Here is a 20,098-nt window from a genome sequence, read left to right on the forward strand (position 1 = left end):
TTGAAAAGGTCGCCGAGGTCGAGCAGGTCCTGTTGAACAGACATAAAAAATCCGATGCCAGAGGTCTGGCATCGGATTTTCGGATAAGCCCGGCTTTGACTCAAATGCTTAAGTGAACAGCATTACGCAGTGATGCGGGCCTTTTTTTGTCTGCTGATTTTTGTGGTGTGCTTGAGGGCCTCTTCGCGAGCAAGCCCGCTCCCACATTGGAATGCATTCCCCCTGTGGGAGCGGGCTTGCTCGCGAAGGGGCCAGCACAAACAACACCTTTTACCGGCTGGAAACCCGATAAACCCGCTCTTCAAGCCGCGTAACACCGCTTTCCAGGAACTTCCAGCTTTCGCCCAGAACGTCCTGGTCCTCCAGAATCTTCAACTCCCACGAAGCACCGAACAACCGCTGCACTTCGTCATCCAGCACTGCAAAGGGCGGTCCCTCCATTTGCGCCTGGTCGTAATCCAGGGTAATCAGCAGCCCCAGCGAATCCTTCGGCACAATCCGCTTCAGATGCTCGGCGTATTGCTCCCGCATCTTCGGTGGCAAGGCGATCAACGCAGCGCGGTCGTACAGCGCACTGCAATCGGCGACATCGCCGGCCGTCAACGCGAAGAAATCACCACACCAGATCTCGATCGAGCCCGCCCGATAGACGGTGAAGGGGCCTTGGTCGCTGACGTCCGGATCAAATTGATGCTCGTGGAAAAAGTCTTCCACCGCTTTTTCCGACAACTCGACGCCCAGCACCTCGTGACCGCATTTCGCCAGCCACAGCAGATCCAGGCTTTTGCCACATAGCGGCACCAGTACGCGCGCCCCCTCTTCCAGGCCCAGCTGCGGCCAGTACCGTTGCAGATATGGATTCACTTCCGGCAGGTGGAAGCCGATCTGATTCGACGTCCACCGCTTGTGCCAAAACTCCGGCTGCATAATTAATCCCGAAAATTCGATCAAAAGACCCTAAAACTTATATTAGATTTAGATCAATGATCTGACTGAAGATGATGCCATCTTACCCCTCAGGAGCTCATTCATGTTCCCCAGCCTGTACATATCCCATGGCTCGCCCATGTTGGCACTGGAACCGGGCGCCAGCGGGCCCGCCCTCGCTCGCCTGGCTGCAGAATTGCCGAAACCCAACGCCATCGTAATTGTATCTGCGCATTGGGAAAGCAATGAGTTACTGGTCAGCGGCAATCCCCAGCCTGAAACCTGGCATGACTTCGGCGGCTTTCCGCAGGCGCTATTCGACGTGCAATACCCGGCGCCCGGCAATCCACAATTGGCCGCAGAGGTTGTCGAACTGCTGAAGAGCGATGGCCTGCCCGCACGCATCGACGCCGAACGGCCGTTCGACCATGGTGTCTGGGTGCCCTTGTCATTGATGTATCCACAAGCCGACATCCCCGTGGTGCAAGTTTCGCTACCCACCCGCGGCGGCCCGGCCCTGCAAACCCGCGTCGGTCATGCCTTGGCCAGTCTGCGCGAACACGGCGTGCTGCTGATCGGTTCCGGGAGCATCACCCACAACCTGCGCGAACTGGACTGGCACGCAGGCCCGGAAAGCGTCGAACCCTGGGCCCAGGCATTTCGTGACTGGATGATCGAAAAACTCGCTGCCAACGACGAAACCGCGTTGCACGATTACCGTCAGCAAGCACCGAATGCCGTACGCAACCATCCAAGTGATGAACATTTGTTGCCTTTGTATTTTGCCCACGGCGCCGGAGGACATTTCAGCGTGGCCCACAAGGGATTCACCATGGGGGCCTTGGGCATGGACATATACCGCTTCGGATAACGTAAAAACTCACAGTGTGTGGCGGCCAGGTTCAGACGACATCGACCCCGACATGAATCGCATCGTGCCGCCAAAACTCCAGATCACAATCGATCAACCGCTCATGTTGATCGTAATTGACCCGAGCTATGCGCAACCCAGGACTCCCCACCGACACCCGTAAAGCCGCCGCCGCATCCACCGACAACGCCGTTGGCACAATCTCGAAACGCACCCGCCCATAGTGCAAGTCGTAATGCCGCGCATACAGCTCGGTAATCGACTGATTCAAATCGAAATCCAGAATCCCCGGAAAAAACTGCGGATTCAAATAGTGCTCCACATACAACACCAGCCGCTCATCAATCCGCCGTGCCCGGCAAATCTGAATCACGCTGGACAACGCCGGCAACTGCAACCAGGCACAGACCGCTGCCGACGCCGGTTGCAACCGCGCTGAAATCACCTCGGTGGACGGCACTCGCCCCTGTGCACTGACCATTGCGTGAAAGTGACTGCGCTGCATCAGGTTGTAGGCCAGTCGCGGTGGCGACACGAACCAGCCACGGCGCTCCTCCCGATAAATCTGCCCCTGGGCTTCCAACTGTAACAACGCTTCACGCACGGTGATCCGCGTGGTCCCGAACAACTCACTGAGCTTGCGCTCGGCCGGCAGTTTGCTCCCGGGCGCCAACAGGCCATGGTCGAGCTGTTCCTGCAGAACCTGCCCGATGGCTGTCACCGCTTTGGTTGTCTCGATGCGCATCAACGTTACCTATCTGGACTAGACCAGCACTGTTTCGGGGCGGAACCGCGATTCAAATCGGTTCCCTCAACTCCCGACAAGCCTAGGCACTGCACATGACTGACAGATGACAAAGCCGCCGAACGGTTGATCCAGACGCCTGCAATTTCACGGCCAAGTCCTTTTATATCAGCCTTTTAGCCATGGTCTACGCTTACTCCGAAGCCTGAGCATTGCAGCTCAAAAAATATAGGCCGACCAGTCGTCGACATCAAAATGTCATCAGAGGCGCCTAAATTGGCTCAGGTATTGCTGACCTAGACCAACACAACCGCAATCGCAGCGTTGAAAACGCCCAAAGGAGCTTCGGATGAAACAGCTTTTCCTGGCCTCACTGTTAGGCTCGACCATTGCCATGTGCACCGCCGCGATGGCGGCTGATACCGATTTGAAAACCCTGGAAGCCGCGGCCAAAGCGGAAGGTGAGGTCAACAGCGTCGGCATGCCCGACAACTGGGCCAACTGGAAAGGCACCTGGGATGACCTGGCCAAGAACTACGGCCTGAAACACATCGACACCGACATGAGCTCGGCCCAGGAAATCGCCAAGTTCGCCGCTGAAAAAGACAACGCCACTGCCGATATCGGTGATGTCGGTGCCGCGTTCGGTCCGATCTCGGTGAAGCAAGGCGTTGTACAACCTTACAAGCCAAGCACCTGGGATCAGATCCCGAGCTGGGCAAAGGATAAGGACGGCAACTGGGCGCTCGCCTACACCGGCACCATCGCGTTCATCGTCAACAAAAAGTTGCTGCACGGCTCCGACGCTCCGACCAAATGGGCTGACCTCAAGGACGGCAAATACAAAGTGTCCATCGGTGATGTGAGCACCGCGGCCCAAGCCGCCAACGGTGTTCTGGCTGCCGCGCTCGCCAACGGCGGCAATGAGAAAAACCTCCAGCCAGCGCTGGATCTGTTTTCCGAGATCGCCAAGCAAGGCCGCCTGTCGATGGCCAACCCGACAATTGCCACCATGGAAAAGGGTGAAATCGAAGTCGGCGTGGTCTGGGACTTCAACGGCCTGAGCTACAAGGCCAAAATGGCCAACCCGGATGACTACACCGTGCTGATTCCATCCGATGGTTCGGTGATCTCCGGTTACACCACCATCATCAACAAGTACGCCAAGCACCCGAACGCCGCCAAACTGGCCCGCGAATACATCTTCAGCGACGCCGGCCAGATCAATCTGGCGCGCGGCAACGCCCGTCCGATCCGCGCCGAGCATCTGACCCTGCCGCCTGAGGTTCAGGCCCAGTTGCTGCCTAACGAGCAGTACAAAAAGGTCACGCCGATCAAAGACGCCGACGCATGGGAAAAGACCTCCAAAGCCCTTCCTCAGAAGTGGCAGGAAGAAGTCATCGTCAATATGAAGCAATGATGCAACCCTCGTAGGAGCAAGGCTCGCCCGCGATGGCTTCACCTCGGTCACCAGACAGACCGGGTTGCCTGCATCGCGAGCAAGCTTTGCTCCTACAGGTGTTTCGAATTTCTGTTTAGCGGAGTTCCAGCCCTATGAAGCACAACGTCATCCTTGTCGTGCTCGACGGCCTCAATTACGAGGTCGCCCGTCACGCCATGGGGCACCTGCAGGCTTACGTTGGCGCAGGACGCGCGGCGCTCTACAAACTGGAGTGCGAACTGCCTGCCCTGTCCCGACCACTTTACGAGTGCATCCTGACCGGCGTCACGCCGATCGACAGTGGCATCGTTCACAACAACGTCTCGCGCCTGTCCAACCAGCGCAGCATCTATCACTACGCCAGCGATGCCGGCCTTGTAACCGCGGCCGCGGCCTATCACTGGGTCAGTGAGCTGTATAACCGTTCGCCGTTTGTGGCCGCGCGGGATCGACACACCGACGCCCCGAACCTGCCAATCCAGCACGGTCATTTCTACTGGAGCGATCACTACCCGGACTCGCACCTGTTCGCCGACGCCGAAAACCTGCGCCTGCGTCATGCGCCGAACTTTTTACTGGTCCACCCCATGAACATCGACGACGCCGGGCACAAGCACGGCCTCGACACCCCGCAATACCGCAACAGCGCCCGTTTCGCCGACATTTTTCTGGCCGACTATCTGCAAACCTGGCTTGACGGCGGGTATCAGGTGCTGGTGACCGCCGACCATGGCATGAACAACGATCGCTCCCACAACGGCCTGCTGCCGGAAGAACGCGAGGTGCCGCTGTTCGTCCTCGGCGATGCCTTCAGCTTCAATGCCAACGCCGCACCGAAACAGACTGAAATCTGCGGCACCGTCTGCGAACTATTGGGTGTGGCCCACGACAAACCTGTGTGCCGGGAGCTGCTCAAGTGAACACCATGACGCGCGGAAAATGGCTGGCAGCCTTGTGTCTGGTGCCTTTTGCACTGTTCTTTATTGTGTTCCAGATCGCCCCGCTGTCCTGGGTGATGATCAACAGCCTGCAATCGGAAGAGTTCGGCTGGGGCATTGCCAATTTCACCAGGATCTTCAATTCGAAGTTCTATCTGCAGGCGATCCAGTTCAGCCTCGAGATCAGCTTCTGGTCCAGCGCGTTCGGGATCATCATCGCGGTGCTCGGCGCCTACTCCCTGCGCCGGGTCGACTCGAAGCTGCGCAACTTCGTCAACGCCTTTGCCAACATGACCAGCAACTTTTCCGGCGTGCCTTTGGCCTTCGCGTTCATCATTCTGCTGGGCTTCAACGGCAGCTTCACCATCATGCTCAAGCAGGCCGGGATCATTCAGGACTTCAACCTGTATTCGAAAACCGGGCTGATCATTCTCTATACCTACTTCCAGATTCCGCTGGGCGTTCTGCTGCTCTACCCGGCCTTTGATGCCCTGCGCGAAGACTGGCGTGAATCCGCCTCGCTGCTCGGCGCCAACGGCTGGCAGTACTGGCGGCACATCGGTTTGCCAGTGCTGACCCCGGCGCTGCTCGGTACGTTTGTGATCCTGCTGGCCAACGCCCTGGGCGCGTACGCCACGGTGTATGCCCTGACCACCGGCAACTTCAACGTGCTGACAATCCGCATTGCGGCGATGGTTTCCGGCGACATTTCCCTTGATCCGAACCTCGCCAGTGCCCTGGCTGTGGTGCTGGTGGCGTTGATGACCCTGGTGACCATCGTGCATCAGCTGCTGTTGAAGAGGAGCTACCATGTCTCGCGCTGAACTGGGCCCCGTCGGCATCTACCACCGGGTGGTGGTGTATTTGCTGTTTGGCATACTGTTGCTGCCGTTGCTCGGGACGCTGATCTACTCGATCTCCAGCAGTTGGTCGGCGACCATTATGCCCAGCGGCTTCACCGTTAAATGGTACGTGGAGCTGTGGAGCGATCCGCGGTTTCTCCATTCGTTCGGCCAATCGCTGCTGGTCTGCGTCGGCGCGCTGATTCTGTCGGTGGTGCTGATTCTGCCGTTGCTGTTTGTGGTGCATTACCACTTCCCGAAACTCGATGCGCTGATGAACATCCTGATCCTGTTGCCCTTCGCGGTGCCGCCGGTGGTGTCGTCGGTGGGTCTGTTGCAGCTTTACGGTTCCGGGCCGTTCGCGATGGTCGGGACGCCGTGGATTCTGATCGGTTGCTACTTCACCGTGGCGCTGCCGTTCATGTACCGGGCAATCACCAACAACCTGCAAGCGATCAACCTGCGCGACCTGATGGACTCCGCCCAACTGCTCGGTGCCAGCACCTGGCAAGCGGCGTTCCTGGTGGTGCTGCCAAACTTGCGCAAAGGTTTGATGGTGGCGTTGCTGCTGTCGTTCTCGTTCCTGTTCGGTGAGTTCGTGTTCGCCAACATCCTCGTCGGGACCCGCTACGAAACCCTGCAGGTCTACCTCAACAACATGCGTAACAGCAGCGGCCACTTCACCAGTGCGGTGGTGATTTCCTACTTCTTCTTTGTGCTGGTTCTGACCTGGGCTGCCAATATCTTGAACAAGGACAAAAGCGAATGAGCTATGTCAGCGTCCAACACCTGCAAAAAAACTATTCAGGCACCCCTGTATTCAGCGACATCAACTGTGAAATCCATAAGGGCGAGTTCGTCACTCTCCTCGGCCCGTCCGGTTGCGGCAAGTCCACACTGCTACGTTGCATCGCCGGGCTGACCTCGGTGGATGGCGGCAAGATCCTGCTCGATGGCGCCGACCTCGTGCCATTGAGCCCGCAGAAACGCGGGATCGGCATGGTGTTCCAGAGCTACGCACTGTTTCCGAACATGACTGTTGAGCAGAACGTTGCCTTTGGTTTGCGCATGCAGAAGGTCAACGCAGACGACAGCCATAAGCGTGTTGCCGAAGTACTGAAACTGGTGGAACTCAACGATTTCGCCGCGCGTTATCCGCATCAACTGTCCGGCGGCCAATGCCAGCGAGTCGCCCTCGCCCGCTCGTTGGTGACCCGACCTCGCCTGTTGTTGCTGGATGAACCGCTGTCGGCCCTGGATGCGCGGATTCGCAAGCACTTGCGCGAACAGATCCGTCAGATCCAGCGCGAACTCGGCTTGACCACGATCTTCGTCACTCACGATCAGGAAGAAGCCCTGACCATGTCCGACCGAATTTTCTTGATGAATCAGGGAAAGATCGTACAAAGCGGCGACGCCCAGACCCTTTACACCGCACCCATCGATTTCTTTGCCGCAGGTTTCATCGGCAACTACAACCTGCTGGACGCCGACAGCGCCACAAAACTGCTGCAGCGACCGATTACCCACCGCATCGCGATTCGCCCGGAAGCCATCGAGCTGAGCCTCAACGGCGAACTCGACGCACAAATCCGCAGCCACAGCCTGTTGGGCAACGTGATTCGCTACCGGGTCGAAGCCCGGGGCGTGGAATTGGTGGTGGATGTGCTGAACCGCTCGGCGGCCGATCTGCATCCCGATGGTCAGCGTCTGGCGCTTTCCATCGATCCTACGGCCCTGTGTGAGGTAGCCTGATGACTTTGCTGATGTTGAAGAGAGAACCGCACTGATGGCCCTGGCAATTTTTGATCTGGATGAAACCCTGATCCACGGCGACTGCGCCACCCTCTGGAGCGAGCAAATGGGCCGCCTGGGTTGGGTCGATCCCGAGTCGTTCATGCGTCAGAACAACGAACTGATGGACGCCTACAGCCACGGCAAACTACGGATGGAGGAGTACATGACCTTCAGTCTGGAGCCGATGATCGGGCGCACACCCGAAGAGGTCGACCATTTGGTCGGCCCCTGGGTGGAAGACTTCATCGAGCCGATCATTTTCAGTGACGCCACCAAAGCCATTGCGGCCCATCGCAAGGCTGGCGACCGGATTTTGGTGATTTCGGCGTCGGGCACGCACCTGGTCAGGCCGATTGCCGATCGTTTGGGCATTGACGAGATTCTCGGCATCGAGCTGGAAGTTGCACACGGGGTGTATAGCGGCAACACCGTTGGCACGCTGACCTACCGCGAAGGCAAGATCACGCGTTTGCTGGAGTGGCTGGATGCGGAAGAGGAAAACCTCGAGGGCGCCAGTTTCTACTCCGACTCACGCAATGATTTGCCGTTGCTGCTGAAGGTGGATTTCCCACACGTGGTAAACCCGGATCCGGTGCTGCTTGAGCATGCCCAGAAGGCCGGCTGGCCAATCCACCTCTGGAAGTAACCGAAAATCAATTGTGGGAGCGGGCTTGCTCGCGAAAGCGGACGTACATTCAACACATTTGTTGAATGACACACCGCCTTCGCGAGCAAGCCCGCTCCCACAGGGATCAAACCAGGCTTTCGTCGATCACCAACACCAACTTTCCCGACACCTTATTAGTCGCCAACTCCGCAAACGCCGCTTCGGCGTCCTTGATCGGAAAGGTCTTGGCCAATTGCGGGCTTAAACGTCCTTCAGCAAACAACGGCCAGACATGTTGGCTGAGATCGCTGAACAGATCCGCCTTGAACTGCTCGTCGCGACTGCGCAAGGTCGAACCCAGCAATTGCACGCGCTTGGCCAGTACCTGCGCCAGATCCAGCTGCGCCTCACGACCGCCCATCAGGCCGATCAGCACCCAACGGCCATCGAGCGCCATCAGTTTCAGATTCAGCGCGGCGTAGTTGCCGCCCACCGGGTCGAGAATCACATCGAACGGCCCCAGGTCGCTCAAGCTGTCCAGATCCCCGTTGCGCACAGCCCCACCTTGGGCTCCCAGCGCTTCGCAGTAAGCCAAACGCTCGGCGGAACCGACGCTGACCCAGCACGGGTTACCAAACGCCTTGCACAGCTGAATGGCAGCTGAACCGATTCCACTTGCTCCGGCGTGCAGCAGAACTTTCTCACCCGGCTTGAGCGCAGCCAGTTGAAACAAATTTAGCCAAACGGTTGCATACACTTCTGGCAACGCTGCCGCCTCAGCCAGGGACAAACCTTCGGGAACCGGCAACACATGCCGTCCGTCGACAACTACCTCCTCGGCCATCCCGCCCCCGGCCAGCAAGGCGCAAACCCGATCCCCGACTTGCCAGGACGAGCCCGGCCCCACCTCGCTGATTACCCCCGAACACTCAAGACCCAGTACCTGACTGGCTCCCGGCGGTGGCGGATAAAGACCCGCCTTCTGTAACAAATCAGCGCGATTGAGACCCGCAGCCGCCACTCGAATCCGAACTTGTCCTACATCGCATGTAGGACTGGGCTCTTCAAGCCACTCCACTCGACCTTCAACGCCTTGCAATGCTTTCACAGTGCCTCCATAGTGAGTCTGGACTGAGCCCGTAGCTGTAGCGCCGGGCTTTCTTGCATTATGCGACCGGCCCTGGGGCCTATACGAAAGTTAGCAGGCAGTTTTCGTACAGAGCCTAGTGGTACCGGCGACTTCAAAGACGGCCTAATATGCGTGATCAATTGTCCCCGCGTCGAATCAGCATGAAGCATTTTTTCCCCAGCACCGCCCTAGCCCTATTCATTGGTATCGGTCTGTTGCCGATGTCGACCAATTCGTTTGCAGCCAATAGCTGGGACAAGCTTCAGCCTGATCGTGACGAAGTGATCGCCAGCCTGAACGTCGTCGAGTTGCTCAAGCGCCATCACTACAGCAAGCCGCCGCTCGATGACGCGCGCTCCGTGATCATCTATGACAGCTACCTCAAGCTGCTGGACCCGTCGCGCAGCTACTTCATGGCCAGCGACATTGCCGAATTCGACAAGTGGAAAACCCAGTTTGACGACTTCCTCAAAAGCGGCGACCTGAACGCCGGGTTCACCATCTACAAGCGCTACCTGGACCGCGTCAAGGCGCGTCTGGACTTCGCCCTTGCCGAGCTGAACAAAGGCGTCGACAAGATCGACTTCACCGCCAAGGAAACCTTGCTGATCGATCGCAAGGACGCCCCTTGGCTCAAGAACACTGCAGAGCTCGACGACCTGTGGCGCAAACGCGTCAAGGACGAAGTCTTGCGGCAGAAGATCGCGGGCAAGGACTCCAAACAGATTCAGGAAACCCTGACCAAGCGCTACAAGAATCAACTGGCGCGTCTGGACCAGACCCGTGCGGAAGACATCTTCCAGGCGTACATCAATACCTTCGCCATGTCCTACGACCCGCACACCAACTATCTGTCGCCGGATAACGCGGAGAACTTCGACATCAACATGAGCCTGTCCCTCGAGGGCATTGGCGCCGTGTTGCAGAGCGACAACGACCAGGTGAAAGTCGTGCGTCTGGTGCCTGCCGGCCCGGCCGACAAGACCAAACAAGTCGCACCGGCCGACAAGATCATCGGCGTTGCCCAGGGCAACAAAGAAATGGTCGACGTGGTCGGCTGGCGCCTGGACGAAGTGGTCAAGTTGATCCGCGGGCCGAAAGGCACCGTGGTGCGCCTGGAAGTGATCCCGGCCAGCAATGCGCCGAACGACCAGACCAGCAAGATCGTCCCGATCACCCGCGAAGCGGTGAAGCTTGAAGACCAGGCGGTGAAGAAGTCGGTCCTCAACCTGAAACAGGACGGCAAGGACTACAAGCTCGGCGTCATCGAGATCCCGGCCTTCTACCTGGACTTCAAGGCTTTCCGTGCTGGCGATCCGGACTACAAGAGCACCACTCGCGACGTCAAGAAACTGCTGACCGAGTTGCAGAAAGACAAGGTCGACGGCGTGGTCATCGACCTGCGCAACAACGGCGGCGGTTCCCTGCAGGAAGCTACCGAGCTGACCAGTCTGTTCATCGACAAAGGTCCGACCGTTCTCGTGCGTAATGCCGATGGCCGGGTCGATGTGCTGGAAGATGAAAACCCGGGCGCCTTCTACAAAGGGCCGATGGCGTTGCTGGTCAACCGCTTGTCTGCCTCGGCTTCGGAGATTTTTGCCGGCGCCATGCAGGACTATCACCGCGCGTTGATCATCGGCGGCCAGACCTTCGGTAAAGGCACCGTGCAGACCATTCAGCCGCTGAACCATGGCGAACTGAAACTGACCCTGGCCAAGTTCTACCGGGTTTCCGGCCAGAGCACCCAGCATCAGGGCGTACTGCCGGACATCGATTACCCGTCGATCATCGACACCAAGGAAATCGGCGAAAGCGCACTGCCTGAAGCCATGCCGTGGGACACCATCCGCGCGGCCATCAAGCCTGCGGTCGACCCGTTCAAGCCGTACATCTCGCAGCTTAAATCCGAGCATGACGTACGCTCGGCCAAAGACGCGGAGTTCGTGTTCATCCGCGACAAACTGGCCCTGGCGCAGAAACTGATGTCGGAAAAAACCGTCAGCCTCAATGAAGCCGATCGTCGTGCCCAACACGCCGATATTGAAGCCAAGCAACTTGTCATGGAAAACATCCGTCGCAAGGCCAAGGGTGAAGAGCCGCTCAAAGAACTGAAGAAAGAAGACGAAGACGCGATCGCGGCCGAGCCAGACAAGACCAAACCAGAAGACGATGCTTACCTGAGCGAGACCGGGCGGATTCTGTTGGACTACCTGAAACTCAATACCGCGGTAGCCAAGCACTAAGTTGTTACAAGCAAGATGATGGCGATTTAATGCTGTCGCTCCCCGGAGCGTCATCAAACAGTCATCATTCTGTCGTGAAATAAAGGACTGGGAGCCCTCTTAATCCAAGAGAATGCTCCCAGTCCTTTTTTTATCGCCAGAGAAAGCCATGACCACCACAGAACAGCTGAGTGCCTTGAGTTCCATACTGGCTCAAAGCGGTTTGCACAGCCTGTTCCAGCCGATCATTTCCCTCTCTGAGCGACGTATTGTCGGCTACGAAGCCCTCACCCGCGGCCCCTCCAATAGCCCGCTGCATGCCCCCCTCGCACTGTTCGCCGTGGCCCGCCAGGCCGGTCGCCTGAGCGAGCTGGAAATCGCTTGCCGTCAAAGCGCCTGCCGACGTTTCAATGATCAGCAACTGCCCGGCAAACTGTTCCTCAACGTTTCCCCTGAATCCCTGCTCGAAGCCGCCCACCAACCCGGGCGCACCCTGCAACTGCTGCAGGATTTCGGCATACCGCCGAGTCAGGTGGTGATCGAACTGACCGAACAAACCCCGACCGACGATTTCGAGCTGCTGCAAACCGCTCTGCATCACTATCGAGCGATGGGGTTTTCCATTGCTCTTGATGATCTGGGCGCAGGCTATTCTAGTTTGCGGCTGTGGTCTGAATTGCGTCCGGACTACGTGAAGATTGATCGACACTTCATCGACGGCATTCACCAGGACGCCCTCAAGCGCGAATTCGTCGGCTCGATCCTGCAAATTGCCAAGGCCTCACGGGCACAAGTGATCGCGGAAGGTATCGAGCTGCCGGAAGAACTCGCGGTGTTGACCGAGATGGGCGTCGATCTGGTTCAGGGTTATCTGCTCTGCCGCCCCCAGGAACATCCACCTCGTGATGCCCGATCCCTGATGCCCAAACGGGAGAGCACAGCGGTGGCGTTAAATGATGAAGTCAGCGACCTTAGCGCTTTGCTCAACGACCAACCGGCAGTGGGTCGCGATACCCCGACCGCCACGGTGCTGGAAGCCTTTCGCCGCCAGGCCAACCTGAACTCCCTGGCGGTACTCGACGAGCAAGGCCAGCCCTGTGGCATCGTCCACCGGCATTCGCTCTCCGATGCACTGCTCAAGCCTTTTGCCACCGACCTGTTCGCCCGCAAGCCGATCAGCCGTTTAATGAGTGATGACTTCCTCGCCGTTGAGATGAGCCAGTCGCTGCAACAAGTGAGTCGCCTGATCACCAGCCGCGCGCGACAGCGCATCGAAGAAGACTTCATCATCACTCTCAACGGCGGTTACCTGGGATTGGGCCGAGTGATCGACGTACTCAAACTGATTACTGAACTGAAGATCCAGCAAGCCCGCTACGCCAACCCGCTGACCCTGCTGCCGGGCAACGTGCCGATCCAGCAATGCCTGACGCGACTGCTGCAACAGCAACGGGAATCGGTGATCTGCTACGTGGACATCGACAGTTTCAAACCCTTCAACGACATCTACGGCTACGGCCGTGGGGACGAAGTCCTGCTATGCCTGGCGCAATGCCTGAATGATCGCGTAGACCCTTCCCGCGACTTTGTCGGCCATATCGGCGGCGATGACTTCCTGCTGGTACTCGGCCCGGAAGACTGGCGCAAACGCTTGAACCAGCTGCTGGACGACTTCCAGAGCCAGTGCAGACGCTTTTATCGCAGCGAACATCTGGAAGCCGGCTGCTTCATTGCTCCAAACCGTCAGGGCGTGCGTCAGGAGTTTGCGTTGCTGTCACTGTCGATCGGCGTGGTGCATTTACATCCACAGGCCTGTGGACAACTCGATGCAAGCCAACTGGCGGAGATGGCATCGCAGGCCAAGCATCACGCGAAGAATATGCCGGGGTATAGCGTGCATGTGATTGATAGTCTGGCGGTGCCGGGTGAGGATTTGCTCGTAGGACAGCGGTGATTGATCTGACGCCTTCGCGAGCAAGCCCGCTCCCACATTCAATCCCATTTCTTCTGGAGGAACTCGGTCAAATGTGGGAGCGGGCTTGCTCGCGAAGACGCCAGTCCTGCCAACTCAGATTGAGGGCGGTGCCTCGGAACCGCGAGCCGCCAACTCTTTCAGTTTAAGCTCGGCCAGCGGATGCCCAGCCTTCGCAGCAATCTCCCAAAACCGCGCTGCTTCAACCGCATCCGGCGCCTTGCTTGGCGTTCCGGCGAGACTGATCACGCCAACTTGATACGCCGCCTTGCCATCCCCCGCCAACGCCGCCAGGCGCAGCAATCGCACTCCCTCTTCGCGAGCCCCAAGGCCGACGCCGCGAAAGGTCAGGATGTGGCCATAGAAGCTCTGGGCGCCGACATCTCCCAGGTTCGCCATGCGTGCGAACTGGCCTTCGAGCCAGCTCCAGCCACGCGGCTGACGCATAAACCATGACCAGTGAAACAAGCGGCGAGCCAGCCAGTAGTTGGCCCGCGCCTTGAGTTTTAAAAACACTCAGGCCTCCGCAGATTCCGGGTACTCATATTCGAACACCCGCACCACTTCCGAGGCATGCCAGGACGCTGCGGCCACCCCATCGGACGGCCCGGAGAAACGCCCCAGACGCTCGACACACTCAAAGAACCCGGTACGCGGCAGGCGACTGGCGCCCTGGCTGATCACCAGCGAACTGCGCAGTGGCTGCTCGGCCTTGGCGTCCAGCGCGGCCAGATGCTCCAGGGCCGCCGTGAGGGTTAGCATGGCCGGCGTCGGCAATTGCAAACGCTCCAGCAGCGCCCGATAGGTCAAAAGATGTCGCTGACGGCGCGCCTGATCCAGTTCCCCCAGCAAACCGTCCCAATGTTGACGACTGATGCGTACGCTCACGATTCATCCCTCCACCCTGGCACCGTCAATTCCCAGGCCAGGCTGCGGCGAATCGCAGCGTCGGGCAGACGCTCGCCACTTTCGATCAAGGCCAGATAAGACGGGCTGATGCCTACCGTGCGGGCCAGCGCCTCGATGGCGATGCCCTTCCCTTCGCGCAAACTGCGTAGTTGATCCAGACCCGGAAGAATCTGGCCTGGTGTTGCCGCTTGACGCTCTGGGGCGACCCGCGGCGGTTGTTCATTGATGCCTGCTGCTTTTAGTAGAGCCTGATATTGAGCCCATGGGAGAACCGCATACTCGGGCTCTCCTTCGCGTGTAATTATCTGAATATCCATGACTACCCCGTAGGACAACAACACTTAGCGAGTCGGCACTTTTCCCTAGAAGTGTAATCCTAACAGCGGCCAAGGTCGCGGGGGTATCAATCTATGGATGAGACTGAATCAGTTCAGTTTTTTTTCGGCCCCTGAAGTTGAAGTTGTTCAGGGGAATCGGGCAGCCGCTCGACCACCGCAAGCTTTTCCGGCAACTGACGCTTGCGCCAGGCGCGGAAGGCGTTGAGTTCATCGTCGAGAACTTTCATCAGCCAGGCCAGCACCGCGATGTCATCGAGCATGCCGAACACTGGAATGAAGTCCGGAATGGCATCCAGCGGACTGAGAAAGTACATCAGGCCTGCCACCACCGATATCAGGGCTTTGGGGCTGATGGCCCGATACTCACCGCGCCAGTAAGCCAGGCAGAGTGCCTGCAACAGGCGCAGATCATCCTTGAGTTTGCCCAGCCGGTTACCCTGGCTGGCACCTTTACTGGCCACCGCAAAGAGCAAGGTCGGCAAACGTCCACGCGCGAGCAGGCGTCCGGCCAGAGGCAGGAAACGAGCGAAATTCCAAGGCGTTTTCATCATTCCTCCCACTGAAATGTTATCCACACAAATTGTGGATAACCTTGTGAACAGAGCTGCATTTCACGGCTGAAAGCCCCGTTTCATAAGGGCCCAACTCAGATCGGGCGTTTTTTACTCACATAAAAAAACCCAAGATTTCATTGACTTGGCGCTCAGGCGCGGCTAGCGCGGGCGTCCTCAATGGCTATGACTCCAGCCTACAGCATCCGTTCGCTTTGTTTACCTTTGCGGAACGCCAGATGCAACAACGCCCCGCATAAGCGAGGCGTGGTTTTTAGAGCAGACGCTGATTACTTGGTAACGGCGTCTTGTTTTGCTGGATCCTTGATCGCCAGCAGTTCCAGGTCGAATACCAGCACCGAGTTGGCTGGAATCGCCGGGCTTGGGCTTTGGGCGCCGTAGGCCAGCTCGCTAGGGATGTACAGTTTGTACTTCTCGCCAACGTGCATCAGTTGCAGGCCTTCGACCCAACCCGGAATCACGCCGCTGACCGGCAGATCGATCGGGCTGCCACGGTCGACGGAGCTGTCGAAGGTAGTGCCGTCGGTCAGCTTGCCGGTGTAGTGAACAGTCACTACGTCGGTCGGCTTAGGCTGTGCGCCATCCGCTTTCTTGACCACTTCGTATTGCAGGCCCGAAGCAGTGGTGGTGACACCGGCTTTCTTGGCGTTGTCTTCGAGGAATTTCTTGCCGGCAGCTGCCGACTCTTCGCTCATTTTGGCCATACGCTCTTCAGCACGCTTTTGCAGTGCTGCGAAGGCTTCGACCAGTTCGTCATCCTTCAGCTTCTGTTCTTTCTTGCCGACGGCATCTTCGATGCCTTGGGCTACGGCTTTGGAGTCCAGATCATCCATGCCTTCCTGAGCCAGGCTCTTGCCCATGTTCAGGCCAATCCCGTAGGAAGCTTTTTGCGCCGGGGTTTTCAGCTCTACGCTGGTCTGCGAATCACAACCCGCAAGTACCAGGCTAACCAGGGCCACCGCCGCCGCCAACCGATGCTGTTTCATGCTATTTCCTTGTTCATGCGCCTAAAGGGCAATCGAGTAAAGCCGCGAGCTTATCAGGCGGCCACGACCAATGGCTACCGGCATGAGAGCAGGAAACTTCTGATAAGTTCAGGTGTTTTAACGCATTTCGGGAATGGGAGGATGAAGCTTCTGTCATCTTGCGCCCACAGAGACCGATAGCAGAACCCCAGCATCTGGCGCAATGGCCACTTGCCGCACCTCAGGTGCTGAGGCATAAGGGAGCTTCAAATCGACAAGGATGTTTATCTTGCGCCTCTTCTTTCGCTTGCTGGTTCTGTTCGCAGTCCTGCTGGGGCTGGGCCTCGCCGTGGTTCTGTATTACGTTGCCAACCCTAAACTGCCGGCCTGGTCACCTGTGCAGCAGGTGCATTACCTGGAGCAATGGAGCGCCAGCGACCGCGAGATTTACTACTTCACGCCCCAGGGCACTCAGGTCAAAGGCTTGCGCTATGACTGGTTCAAGGCCCTCGAATTACCGTTCTCGCAACAGCGATTCGCCGCTCCCGAATACCTCGCCCGCTTCGGTTTTCTGATCGACCCCAGCCAGAGACCCACGCCGAACAACCCCGGTAATCTGCCAGTGGGCTTTGCCCGTCATCAGAACCCTGGAAGCCAGGACGAGTTTCTGGACATTACCTGCGCCGCCTGCCACACCGGCGAACTGCGCTTTAACGGCCAGGCCGTGCGCATCGATGGTGGTTCGGCGCAGCACGTTCTGCCATCCAGCGTTCCTACATTGCGCGGCGGCAGTTTCGGACAAGCGCTGGTAGCAAGTCTGACGTCGACTTACTACAACCCGTGGAAATTCGAACGTTTCGCACGCAACGTATTGGGCCAGGACTACGATGCCCGGCATCAACAACTGCGCAAAGACGTCAAAGTCTCTCTCGACACCTTCTTGAAGGTGGCCTGGAACGACACCCATCGCGGGCTCTATCCCACCGAAGAAGGCCCCGGCCGCACCGACGCTTTCGGGCGCATTGCCAACGCCAGTTTCGGCGATGCGATTTCCCCCGCCAACTACCGTGTAGCCAACGCTCCGGTCGACTATCCGCAACTGTGGGACATGTGGACCTTCGACTGGGTGCAGTGGAACGGTTCGGCGCAACAACCGATGGCCCGCAACATCGGTGAGGCCTTGGGTGTAGGTGCGACGCTGAATTTCTTCGACGCTAACGGCCAACCGCTTAAAGGAGACGCCCGTTATCCGTCCAGTGTCCGCTTGCGCGATCTGCACCTGATCGAACAAACCCTGCAACGGCTCAAACCGCCAGCCTGGCCGGAGGAACTGCTGGGCGCCATCGACAAGACCCAGGCAGCAAAAGGTCGCGAATTATTCACCGAGAACTGCGCCGGCTGCCATGTACCTCGATCGGTCCAGAGCGACGGGCGCTGGGTGCAACATTTGAAAATGCTGCCCGTGGAGTTCATCGGCACAGACCCGGGCGCGGCCAATAACATCGCCGACCATCGCTTCGATCTCACAGCCTTGCAATGGGACCCGGCAGAGCTGGCGCAACTGGATGTGCAATTGCAGCCGACGCCCACTGAATCGCTGGATTTGAGCAAACTCTCATCAGCTAAAGGGTTGGCCTACATCACCGCTTTCGTCGGAAACCGGGCCTACCGTGAAGCAAACATTCCTGCGGCCGAACGACCGGACATGGATGGCTTCGGCCTGCCGATTGGCGTGCGCGAATTGCGCGCCTACAAGGCTCGACCGTTGGCGGGAATCTGGGCCACCGCACCGTTTTTGCATAACGGTTCAGTGCCGAGCATTTATCAGTTGCTCTCGCCCCAGGATGAACGCACAACCACCTTCTACAAAGGCACTTTCGAGTACGACCCCAGGCACCTGGGTTATCGCACCGAGGCCTTCACCAATGGCTTCATGTTCGACACACGCATCACCGGCAATCACAACAGCGGCCACGAGTTCCGCGCTGGCAAGCGTGGTGACGGCGTCATCGGTCGCCTGCTGCAACCGGAAGAGCGCTGGGCGCTGCTGGAGTATCTGAAAGTGTTGGGCGGCCCGCTGGAGGCGCAATTGCCATGAGTAGACTCTGGACGCGTTTTGGCGCCTTTCTCGGCAAAACCCTGCTGTGGTCGTTGGGTCTTGGATTGCTCGGCTGGGCGCTGGCCACGGCGTGGTTCGCCTGGCAGCACAGCGGCCCGGTTTCGGCAGAAGAACTGATTCCTGATGGCGAATCAGCGATGACCCAAGACATCATCCAGACGGCCGTGCGCATCGTCGATCAGCACCGTGAAAGCACCCGCTACCTGCGCGACGCCCATGCCAAGGCCCATGGCTGCGTGAAGGCCGAGGTTCAGGTGCTGCCGGATCTGGCGGGCGAACTGCGTCAGGGTGTGTTCAGCGAACCCGGCAAAACCTGGCAAGCGACGATGCGGCTGTCCAACGGCAACGCCTACCCGCAGTTCGACAGCATCCGCGATGCACGGGGCATGGCGATCAAATTGTTCGATGTACCCGGCAAACAACTGCTGAACTCTCAGCAGAGTCGTGGCGAACAGGACTTCGTGATGTTCAACCATCCGAATTTCTTCGTCAGCGATGTCGCCGAGTATCGTCAGAATGTGTCCGCACAGGCTGACGGCAAGAAGGTGATGGCGTTCTTCCCGGGTTGGGACCCACGGACCTGGCAGGTTCGCCATCTGTTTATCGCGCTGGCGACACTTTCTCCCGCTCCGGAAAGCCCGACCCAGACGACTTACTTTTCGGTTTCGCCCTACAAATTCGGCGAAGCCAATGCCAAGTTCCGCGTCATGCCCGATCCGGCAAGCTGCCCGACTTACACCCTGCCTGCGCAAAACCAGAAGTTGCCGAACTTCCTGCGCAATGCGCTGAACCAGCAACTGTCGACCGACCGGATACCGGCCTGCTTCGTCCTGCAGATACAGCGCCAGGACCCGGCCAAGTACATGCAGATCGAAGACACGAGCATTGAGTGGCAGGAAAGCGATGCTCTGTTCGAGACCGTCGCGCGGATCAACGTACCCGCTCAGGACTTCGATACGCCTGCACTGAACGTGCAATGCGATAACCAGTCGTTCAACCCGTGGTTTGGCCTTGAGGCTCATCGCCCCATTGGCGGCATCAATCGGTTGCGCAAAGCCGTGTATGAAGCCGTGAGCGACTACCGACACAGCCGCAACGCCGAACAATAAGAAGGCAGAACGAAAAAAAGCGACCCGAAGGTCGCTTTCTCGGTGAAGCCTCAGCAGAAGCCAAACCCCAGACAGCAAAAAGCCCGCACTAAGCGGGCTTTCTGTGGTGACCTGGCGTTCAGCGTTCCAGGTAACCGAATATGGCGCAGCGGACGGGACTCGAACCCGCGACCCCCGGCGTGACAGGCCGGTATTCTAACCGACTGAACTACCGCTGCGCGTAGCGTTGAAAGTAAGTGGTGGGTGATGACGGGATCGAACCGCCGACATTCTGCTTGTAAGGCAGACGCTCTCCCAGCTGAGCTAATCACCCTTTACCTTCGTTGCGGGGCGCATTGTGCCACAGATTTTCATAAAGTGTTGATTTAATTGATTAATTTTTCAAAAAAATCTGAAAACCGATAAAACGACGCGACCTGCAGGAACAACTTACAAACGTTGGACAGAAAAAAACCCGCGTTAAGCGGGCTTTTCCGTGGTGACCTGGCGTTCAGCGTTCCAGATAACCGAATATGGCGCAGCGGACGGGACTCGAACCCGCGACCCCCGGCGTGACAGGCCGGTATTCTAACCGACTGAACTACCGCTGCGCGTA

19 protein-coding genes and 3 tRNA genes are annotated in these 20,098 nt (G+C 58.2%); 11 read left to right on the forward strand and 11 right to left on the reverse strand.

Going from position 1 to position 20,098, the window contains the following annotated elements; all coding sequences use genetic code 11:
• Positions 1-270 precede the first annotated feature (270 nt).
• Positions 271-927 (reverse strand): thiopurine S-methyltransferase, encoded by a 657-nt coding sequence (locus tag CKW16_RS29670; protein WP_008145864.1) that lies wholly within the window; start codon positions 925-927, stop codon positions 271-273.
• A 103-nt stretch (positions 928-1,030) separates the two neighbouring features.
• Here CKW16_RS29670 and CKW16_RS29675 point away from each other — a divergent pair, with 103 nt between their 5' ends.
• Positions 1,031-1,798, forward strand: a complete 768-nt coding sequence (locus CKW16_RS29675; RefSeq protein ID WP_095133004.1) for a class III extradiol ring-cleavage dioxygenase — start codon at positions 1,031-1,033, stop codon at positions 1,796-1,798.
• Between the two features lie 31 nt (positions 1,799-1,829).
• Here the strand turns inward: CKW16_RS29675 and CKW16_RS29680 are convergent, their stop codons facing one another.
• On the reverse strand, positions 1,830-2,543 hold the full coding sequence (locus CKW16_RS29680; protein ID WP_008145862.1) for a UTRA domain-containing protein: 714 nt from the start codon (positions 2,541-2,543) through the stop codon (positions 1,830-1,832).
• Positions 2,544-2,892: 349 nt separating this feature from the next.
• On the opposite strand from CKW16_RS29680, the gene CKW16_RS29685 reads away from it, so the two are divergent.
• The 6 genes from CKW16_RS29685 (at position 2,893) to CKW16_RS29710 (ending at position 8,207) form a co-directional block, all read left to right on the forward strand.
• Positions 2,893-3,963 carry an ABC transporter substrate-binding protein gene (locus tag CKW16_RS29685; RefSeq protein ID WP_095133006.1) on the forward strand — a complete coding sequence of 357 codons (1,071 nt, stop codon included), beginning with the start codon at positions 2,893-2,895 and terminating at the stop codon, positions 3,961-3,963.
• A gap of 134 nt (positions 3,964-4,097) precedes the next feature.
• The gene (locus tag CKW16_RS29690; RefSeq protein ID WP_095133008.1) at positions 4,098-4,904 is read left to right on the forward strand and encodes an alkaline phosphatase family protein; all 807 of its coding nucleotides are present in this window, start codon (positions 4,098-4,100) and stop codon (positions 4,902-4,904) included.
• A 5-nt stretch (positions 4,905-4,909) separates the two neighbouring features.
• Positions 4,910-5,746 carry an ABC transporter permease subunit gene (locus tag CKW16_RS29695; RefSeq protein WP_176471619.1) on the forward strand — a complete coding sequence of 279 codons (837 nt, stop codon included), beginning with the start codon at positions 4,910-4,912 and terminating at the stop codon, positions 5,744-5,746.
• Positions 5,733-6,533 (forward strand): ABC transporter permease, encoded by an 801-nt coding sequence (locus CKW16_RS29700; protein WP_095133011.1) that lies wholly within the window; start codon positions 5,733-5,735, stop codon positions 6,531-6,533. The genes CKW16_RS29695 and CKW16_RS29700 overlap by 14 nt, the downstream gene beginning before the upstream one ends.
• Positions 6,530-7,519: an ABC transporter ATP-binding protein gene (locus tag CKW16_RS29705; protein ID WP_095133012.1), complete on the forward strand. Its 990-nt coding sequence runs from the start codon at positions 6,530-6,532 to the stop codon at positions 7,517-7,519. The genes CKW16_RS29700 and CKW16_RS29705 overlap by 4 nt, the downstream gene beginning before the upstream one ends.
• A 34-nt stretch (positions 7,520-7,553) precedes the next feature.
• The gene (locus CKW16_RS29710; RefSeq protein WP_095133013.1) at positions 7,554-8,207 is read left to right on the forward strand and encodes an HAD family phosphatase; all 654 of its coding nucleotides are present in this window, start codon (positions 7,554-7,556) and stop codon (positions 8,205-8,207) included.
• Positions 8,208-8,313: 106 nt separating this feature from the next.
• Here the strand turns inward: CKW16_RS29710 and CKW16_RS29715 are convergent, their stop codons facing one another.
• Positions 8,314-9,276 carry a zinc-binding dehydrogenase gene (locus CKW16_RS29715; protein ID WP_095133014.1) on the reverse strand — a complete coding sequence of 321 codons (963 nt, stop codon included), beginning with the start codon at positions 9,274-9,276 and terminating at the stop codon, positions 8,314-8,316.
• Positions 9,277-9,458: 182 nt separating this feature from the next.
• Here CKW16_RS29715 and CKW16_RS29720 point away from each other — a divergent pair, with 182 nt between their 5' ends.
• Both CKW16_RS29720 and CKW16_RS29725 read left to right on the forward strand, forming a co-directional pair.
• Positions 9,459-11,540 carry a carboxy terminal-processing peptidase gene (locus CKW16_RS29720; RefSeq protein WP_176471618.1) on the forward strand — a complete coding sequence of 694 codons (2,082 nt, stop codon included), beginning with the start codon at positions 9,459-9,461 and terminating at the stop codon, positions 11,538-11,540.
• A 148-nt stretch (positions 11,541-11,688) separates the two neighbouring features.
• Complete coding sequence (locus CKW16_RS29725; protein ID WP_095133016.1) at positions 11,689-13,473, forward strand: bifunctional diguanylate cyclase/phosphodiesterase; 1,785 nt, start codon at positions 11,689-11,691, stop codon at positions 13,471-13,473.
• 114 nt (positions 13,474-13,587) lie between these two features.
• Here CKW16_RS29725 and CKW16_RS29730 read toward each other — a convergent pair whose 3' ends face one another.
• The 5 genes from CKW16_RS29730 to CKW16_RS29750 form a co-directional block, all read right to left on the reverse strand.
• On the reverse strand, positions 13,588-14,007 hold the full coding sequence (locus CKW16_RS29730) for a sel1 repeat family protein (RefSeq protein WP_095133017.1): 420 nt from the start codon (positions 14,005-14,007) through the stop codon (positions 13,588-13,590).
• Entirely contained in the window at positions 14,008-14,379 is a 372-nt protein-coding gene (locus CKW16_RS29735; RefSeq protein WP_046049139.1) for a hypothetical protein, read from the reverse strand.
• Entirely contained in the window at positions 14,376-14,717 is a 342-nt protein-coding gene (locus CKW16_RS29740) for a helix-turn-helix domain-containing protein (protein WP_095133066.1), read from the reverse strand. Before CKW16_RS29740 ends, CKW16_RS29735 begins: the two co-directional genes overlap by 4 nt.
• Positions 14,718-14,830: 113 nt before the next feature.
• On the reverse strand, positions 14,831-15,286 hold the full coding sequence (locus tag CKW16_RS29745; protein WP_095133019.1) for a YkvA family protein: 456 nt from the start codon (positions 15,284-15,286) through the stop codon (positions 14,831-14,833).
• A 293-nt stretch (positions 15,287-15,579) separates the two neighbouring features.
• Positions 15,580-16,296, reverse strand: coding sequence for an FKBP-type peptidyl-prolyl cis-trans isomerase (locus tag CKW16_RS29750; RefSeq protein WP_095133021.1), 717 nt, complete (start codon positions 16,294-16,296; stop codon positions 15,580-15,582).
• Between the two features lie 268 nt (positions 16,297-16,564).
• On the opposite strand from CKW16_RS29750, the gene CKW16_RS29755 reads away from it, so the two are divergent.
• Positions 16,565-18,373 carry a di-heme-cytochrome C peroxidase gene (locus CKW16_RS29755; protein WP_095133068.1) on the forward strand — a complete coding sequence of 603 codons (1,809 nt, stop codon included), beginning with the start codon at positions 16,565-16,567 and terminating at the stop codon, positions 18,371-18,373.
• Positions 18,370-19,503 (forward strand): catalase family protein, encoded by a 1,134-nt coding sequence (locus tag CKW16_RS29760; protein ID WP_095133023.1) that lies wholly within the window; start codon positions 18,370-18,372, stop codon positions 19,501-19,503. Before CKW16_RS29755 ends, CKW16_RS29760 begins: the two co-directional genes overlap by 4 nt.
• Positions 19,504-19,644: 141 nt before the next feature.
• Here the strand turns inward: CKW16_RS29760 and CKW16_RS29765 are convergent.
• The 3 genes from CKW16_RS29765 to CKW16_RS29775 form a co-directional block, all read right to left on the reverse strand.
• Positions 19,645-19,721: transfer RNA gene (locus CKW16_RS29765), tRNA-Asp, on the reverse strand.
• Between the two features lie 19 nt (positions 19,722-19,740).
• A tRNA-Val gene (locus CKW16_RS29770) sits at positions 19,741-19,816 on the reverse strand.
• A gap of 200 nt (positions 19,817-20,016) precedes the next feature.
• Positions 20,017-20,093, reverse strand: a tRNA-Asp gene (locus CKW16_RS29775).
• Between the last annotated feature and the right edge of the window lie 5 nt (positions 20,094-20,098).

The organism is Pseudomonas sp. Irchel s3h14 (assembly GCF_900187425.1).
In the GTDB taxonomy this organism is placed as follows: Bacteria; Pseudomonadota; Gammaproteobacteria; order Pseudomonadales; family Pseudomonadaceae; genus Aquipseudomonas.

Coding starts and splice junctions, on each gene's coding strand:
- CKW16_RS29750 (WP_095133021.1), bottom strand. CDS start 16,296: ATGAAACAGCATCGGTTGGCGGCGGCGGTGGCCCTGGTTAGCCTGGTA.
- CKW16_RS29695 (WP_176471619.1), top strand. CDS start 4,910: ATGACGCGCGGAAAATGGCTGGCAGCCTTGTGTCTGGTGCCTTTTGCA.
- CKW16_RS29720 (WP_176471618.1), top strand. CDS start 9,459: ATGAAGCATTTTTTCCCCAGCACCGCCCTAGCCCTATTCATTGGTATC.
- CKW16_RS29710 (WP_095133013.1), top strand. CDS start 7,554: ATGGCCCTGGCAATTTTTGATCTGGATGAAACCCTGATCCACGGCGAC.
- CKW16_RS29680 (WP_008145862.1), bottom strand. CDS start 2,543: ATGCGCATCGAGACAACCAAAGCGGTGACAGCCATCGGGCAGGTTCTG.
- CKW16_RS29740 (WP_095133066.1), bottom strand. CDS start 14,717: ATGGATATTCAGATAATTACACGCGAAGGAGAGCCCGAGTATGCGGTT.
- CKW16_RS29745 (WP_095133019.1), bottom strand. CDS start 15,286: ATGAAAACGCCTTGGAATTTCGCTCGTTTCCTGCCTCTGGCCGGACGC.
- CKW16_RS29685 (WP_095133006.1), top strand. CDS start 2,893: ATGAAACAGCTTTTCCTGGCCTCACTGTTAGGCTCGACCATTGCCATG.
- CKW16_RS29675 (WP_095133004.1), top strand. CDS start 1,031: ATGTTCCCCAGCCTGTACATATCCCATGGCTCGCCCATGTTGGCACTG.
- CKW16_RS29700 (WP_095133011.1), top strand. CDS start 5,733: ATGTCTCGCGCTGAACTGGGCCCCGTCGGCATCTACCACCGGGTGGTG.
- CKW16_RS29725 (WP_095133016.1), top strand. CDS start 11,689: ATGACCACCACAGAACAGCTGAGTGCCTTGAGTTCCATACTGGCTCAA.
- CKW16_RS29670 (WP_008145864.1), bottom strand. CDS start 927: ATGCAGCCGGAGTTTTGGCACAAGCGGTGGACGTCGAATCAGATCGGC.
- CKW16_RS29760 (WP_095133023.1), top strand. CDS start 18,370: ATGAGTAGACTCTGGACGCGTTTTGGCGCCTTTCTCGGCAAAACCCTG.
- CKW16_RS29705 (WP_095133012.1), top strand. CDS start 6,530: ATGAGCTATGTCAGCGTCCAACACCTGCAAAAAAACTATTCAGGCACC.
- CKW16_RS29690 (WP_095133008.1), top strand. CDS start 4,098: ATGAAGCACAACGTCATCCTTGTCGTGCTCGACGGCCTCAATTACGAG.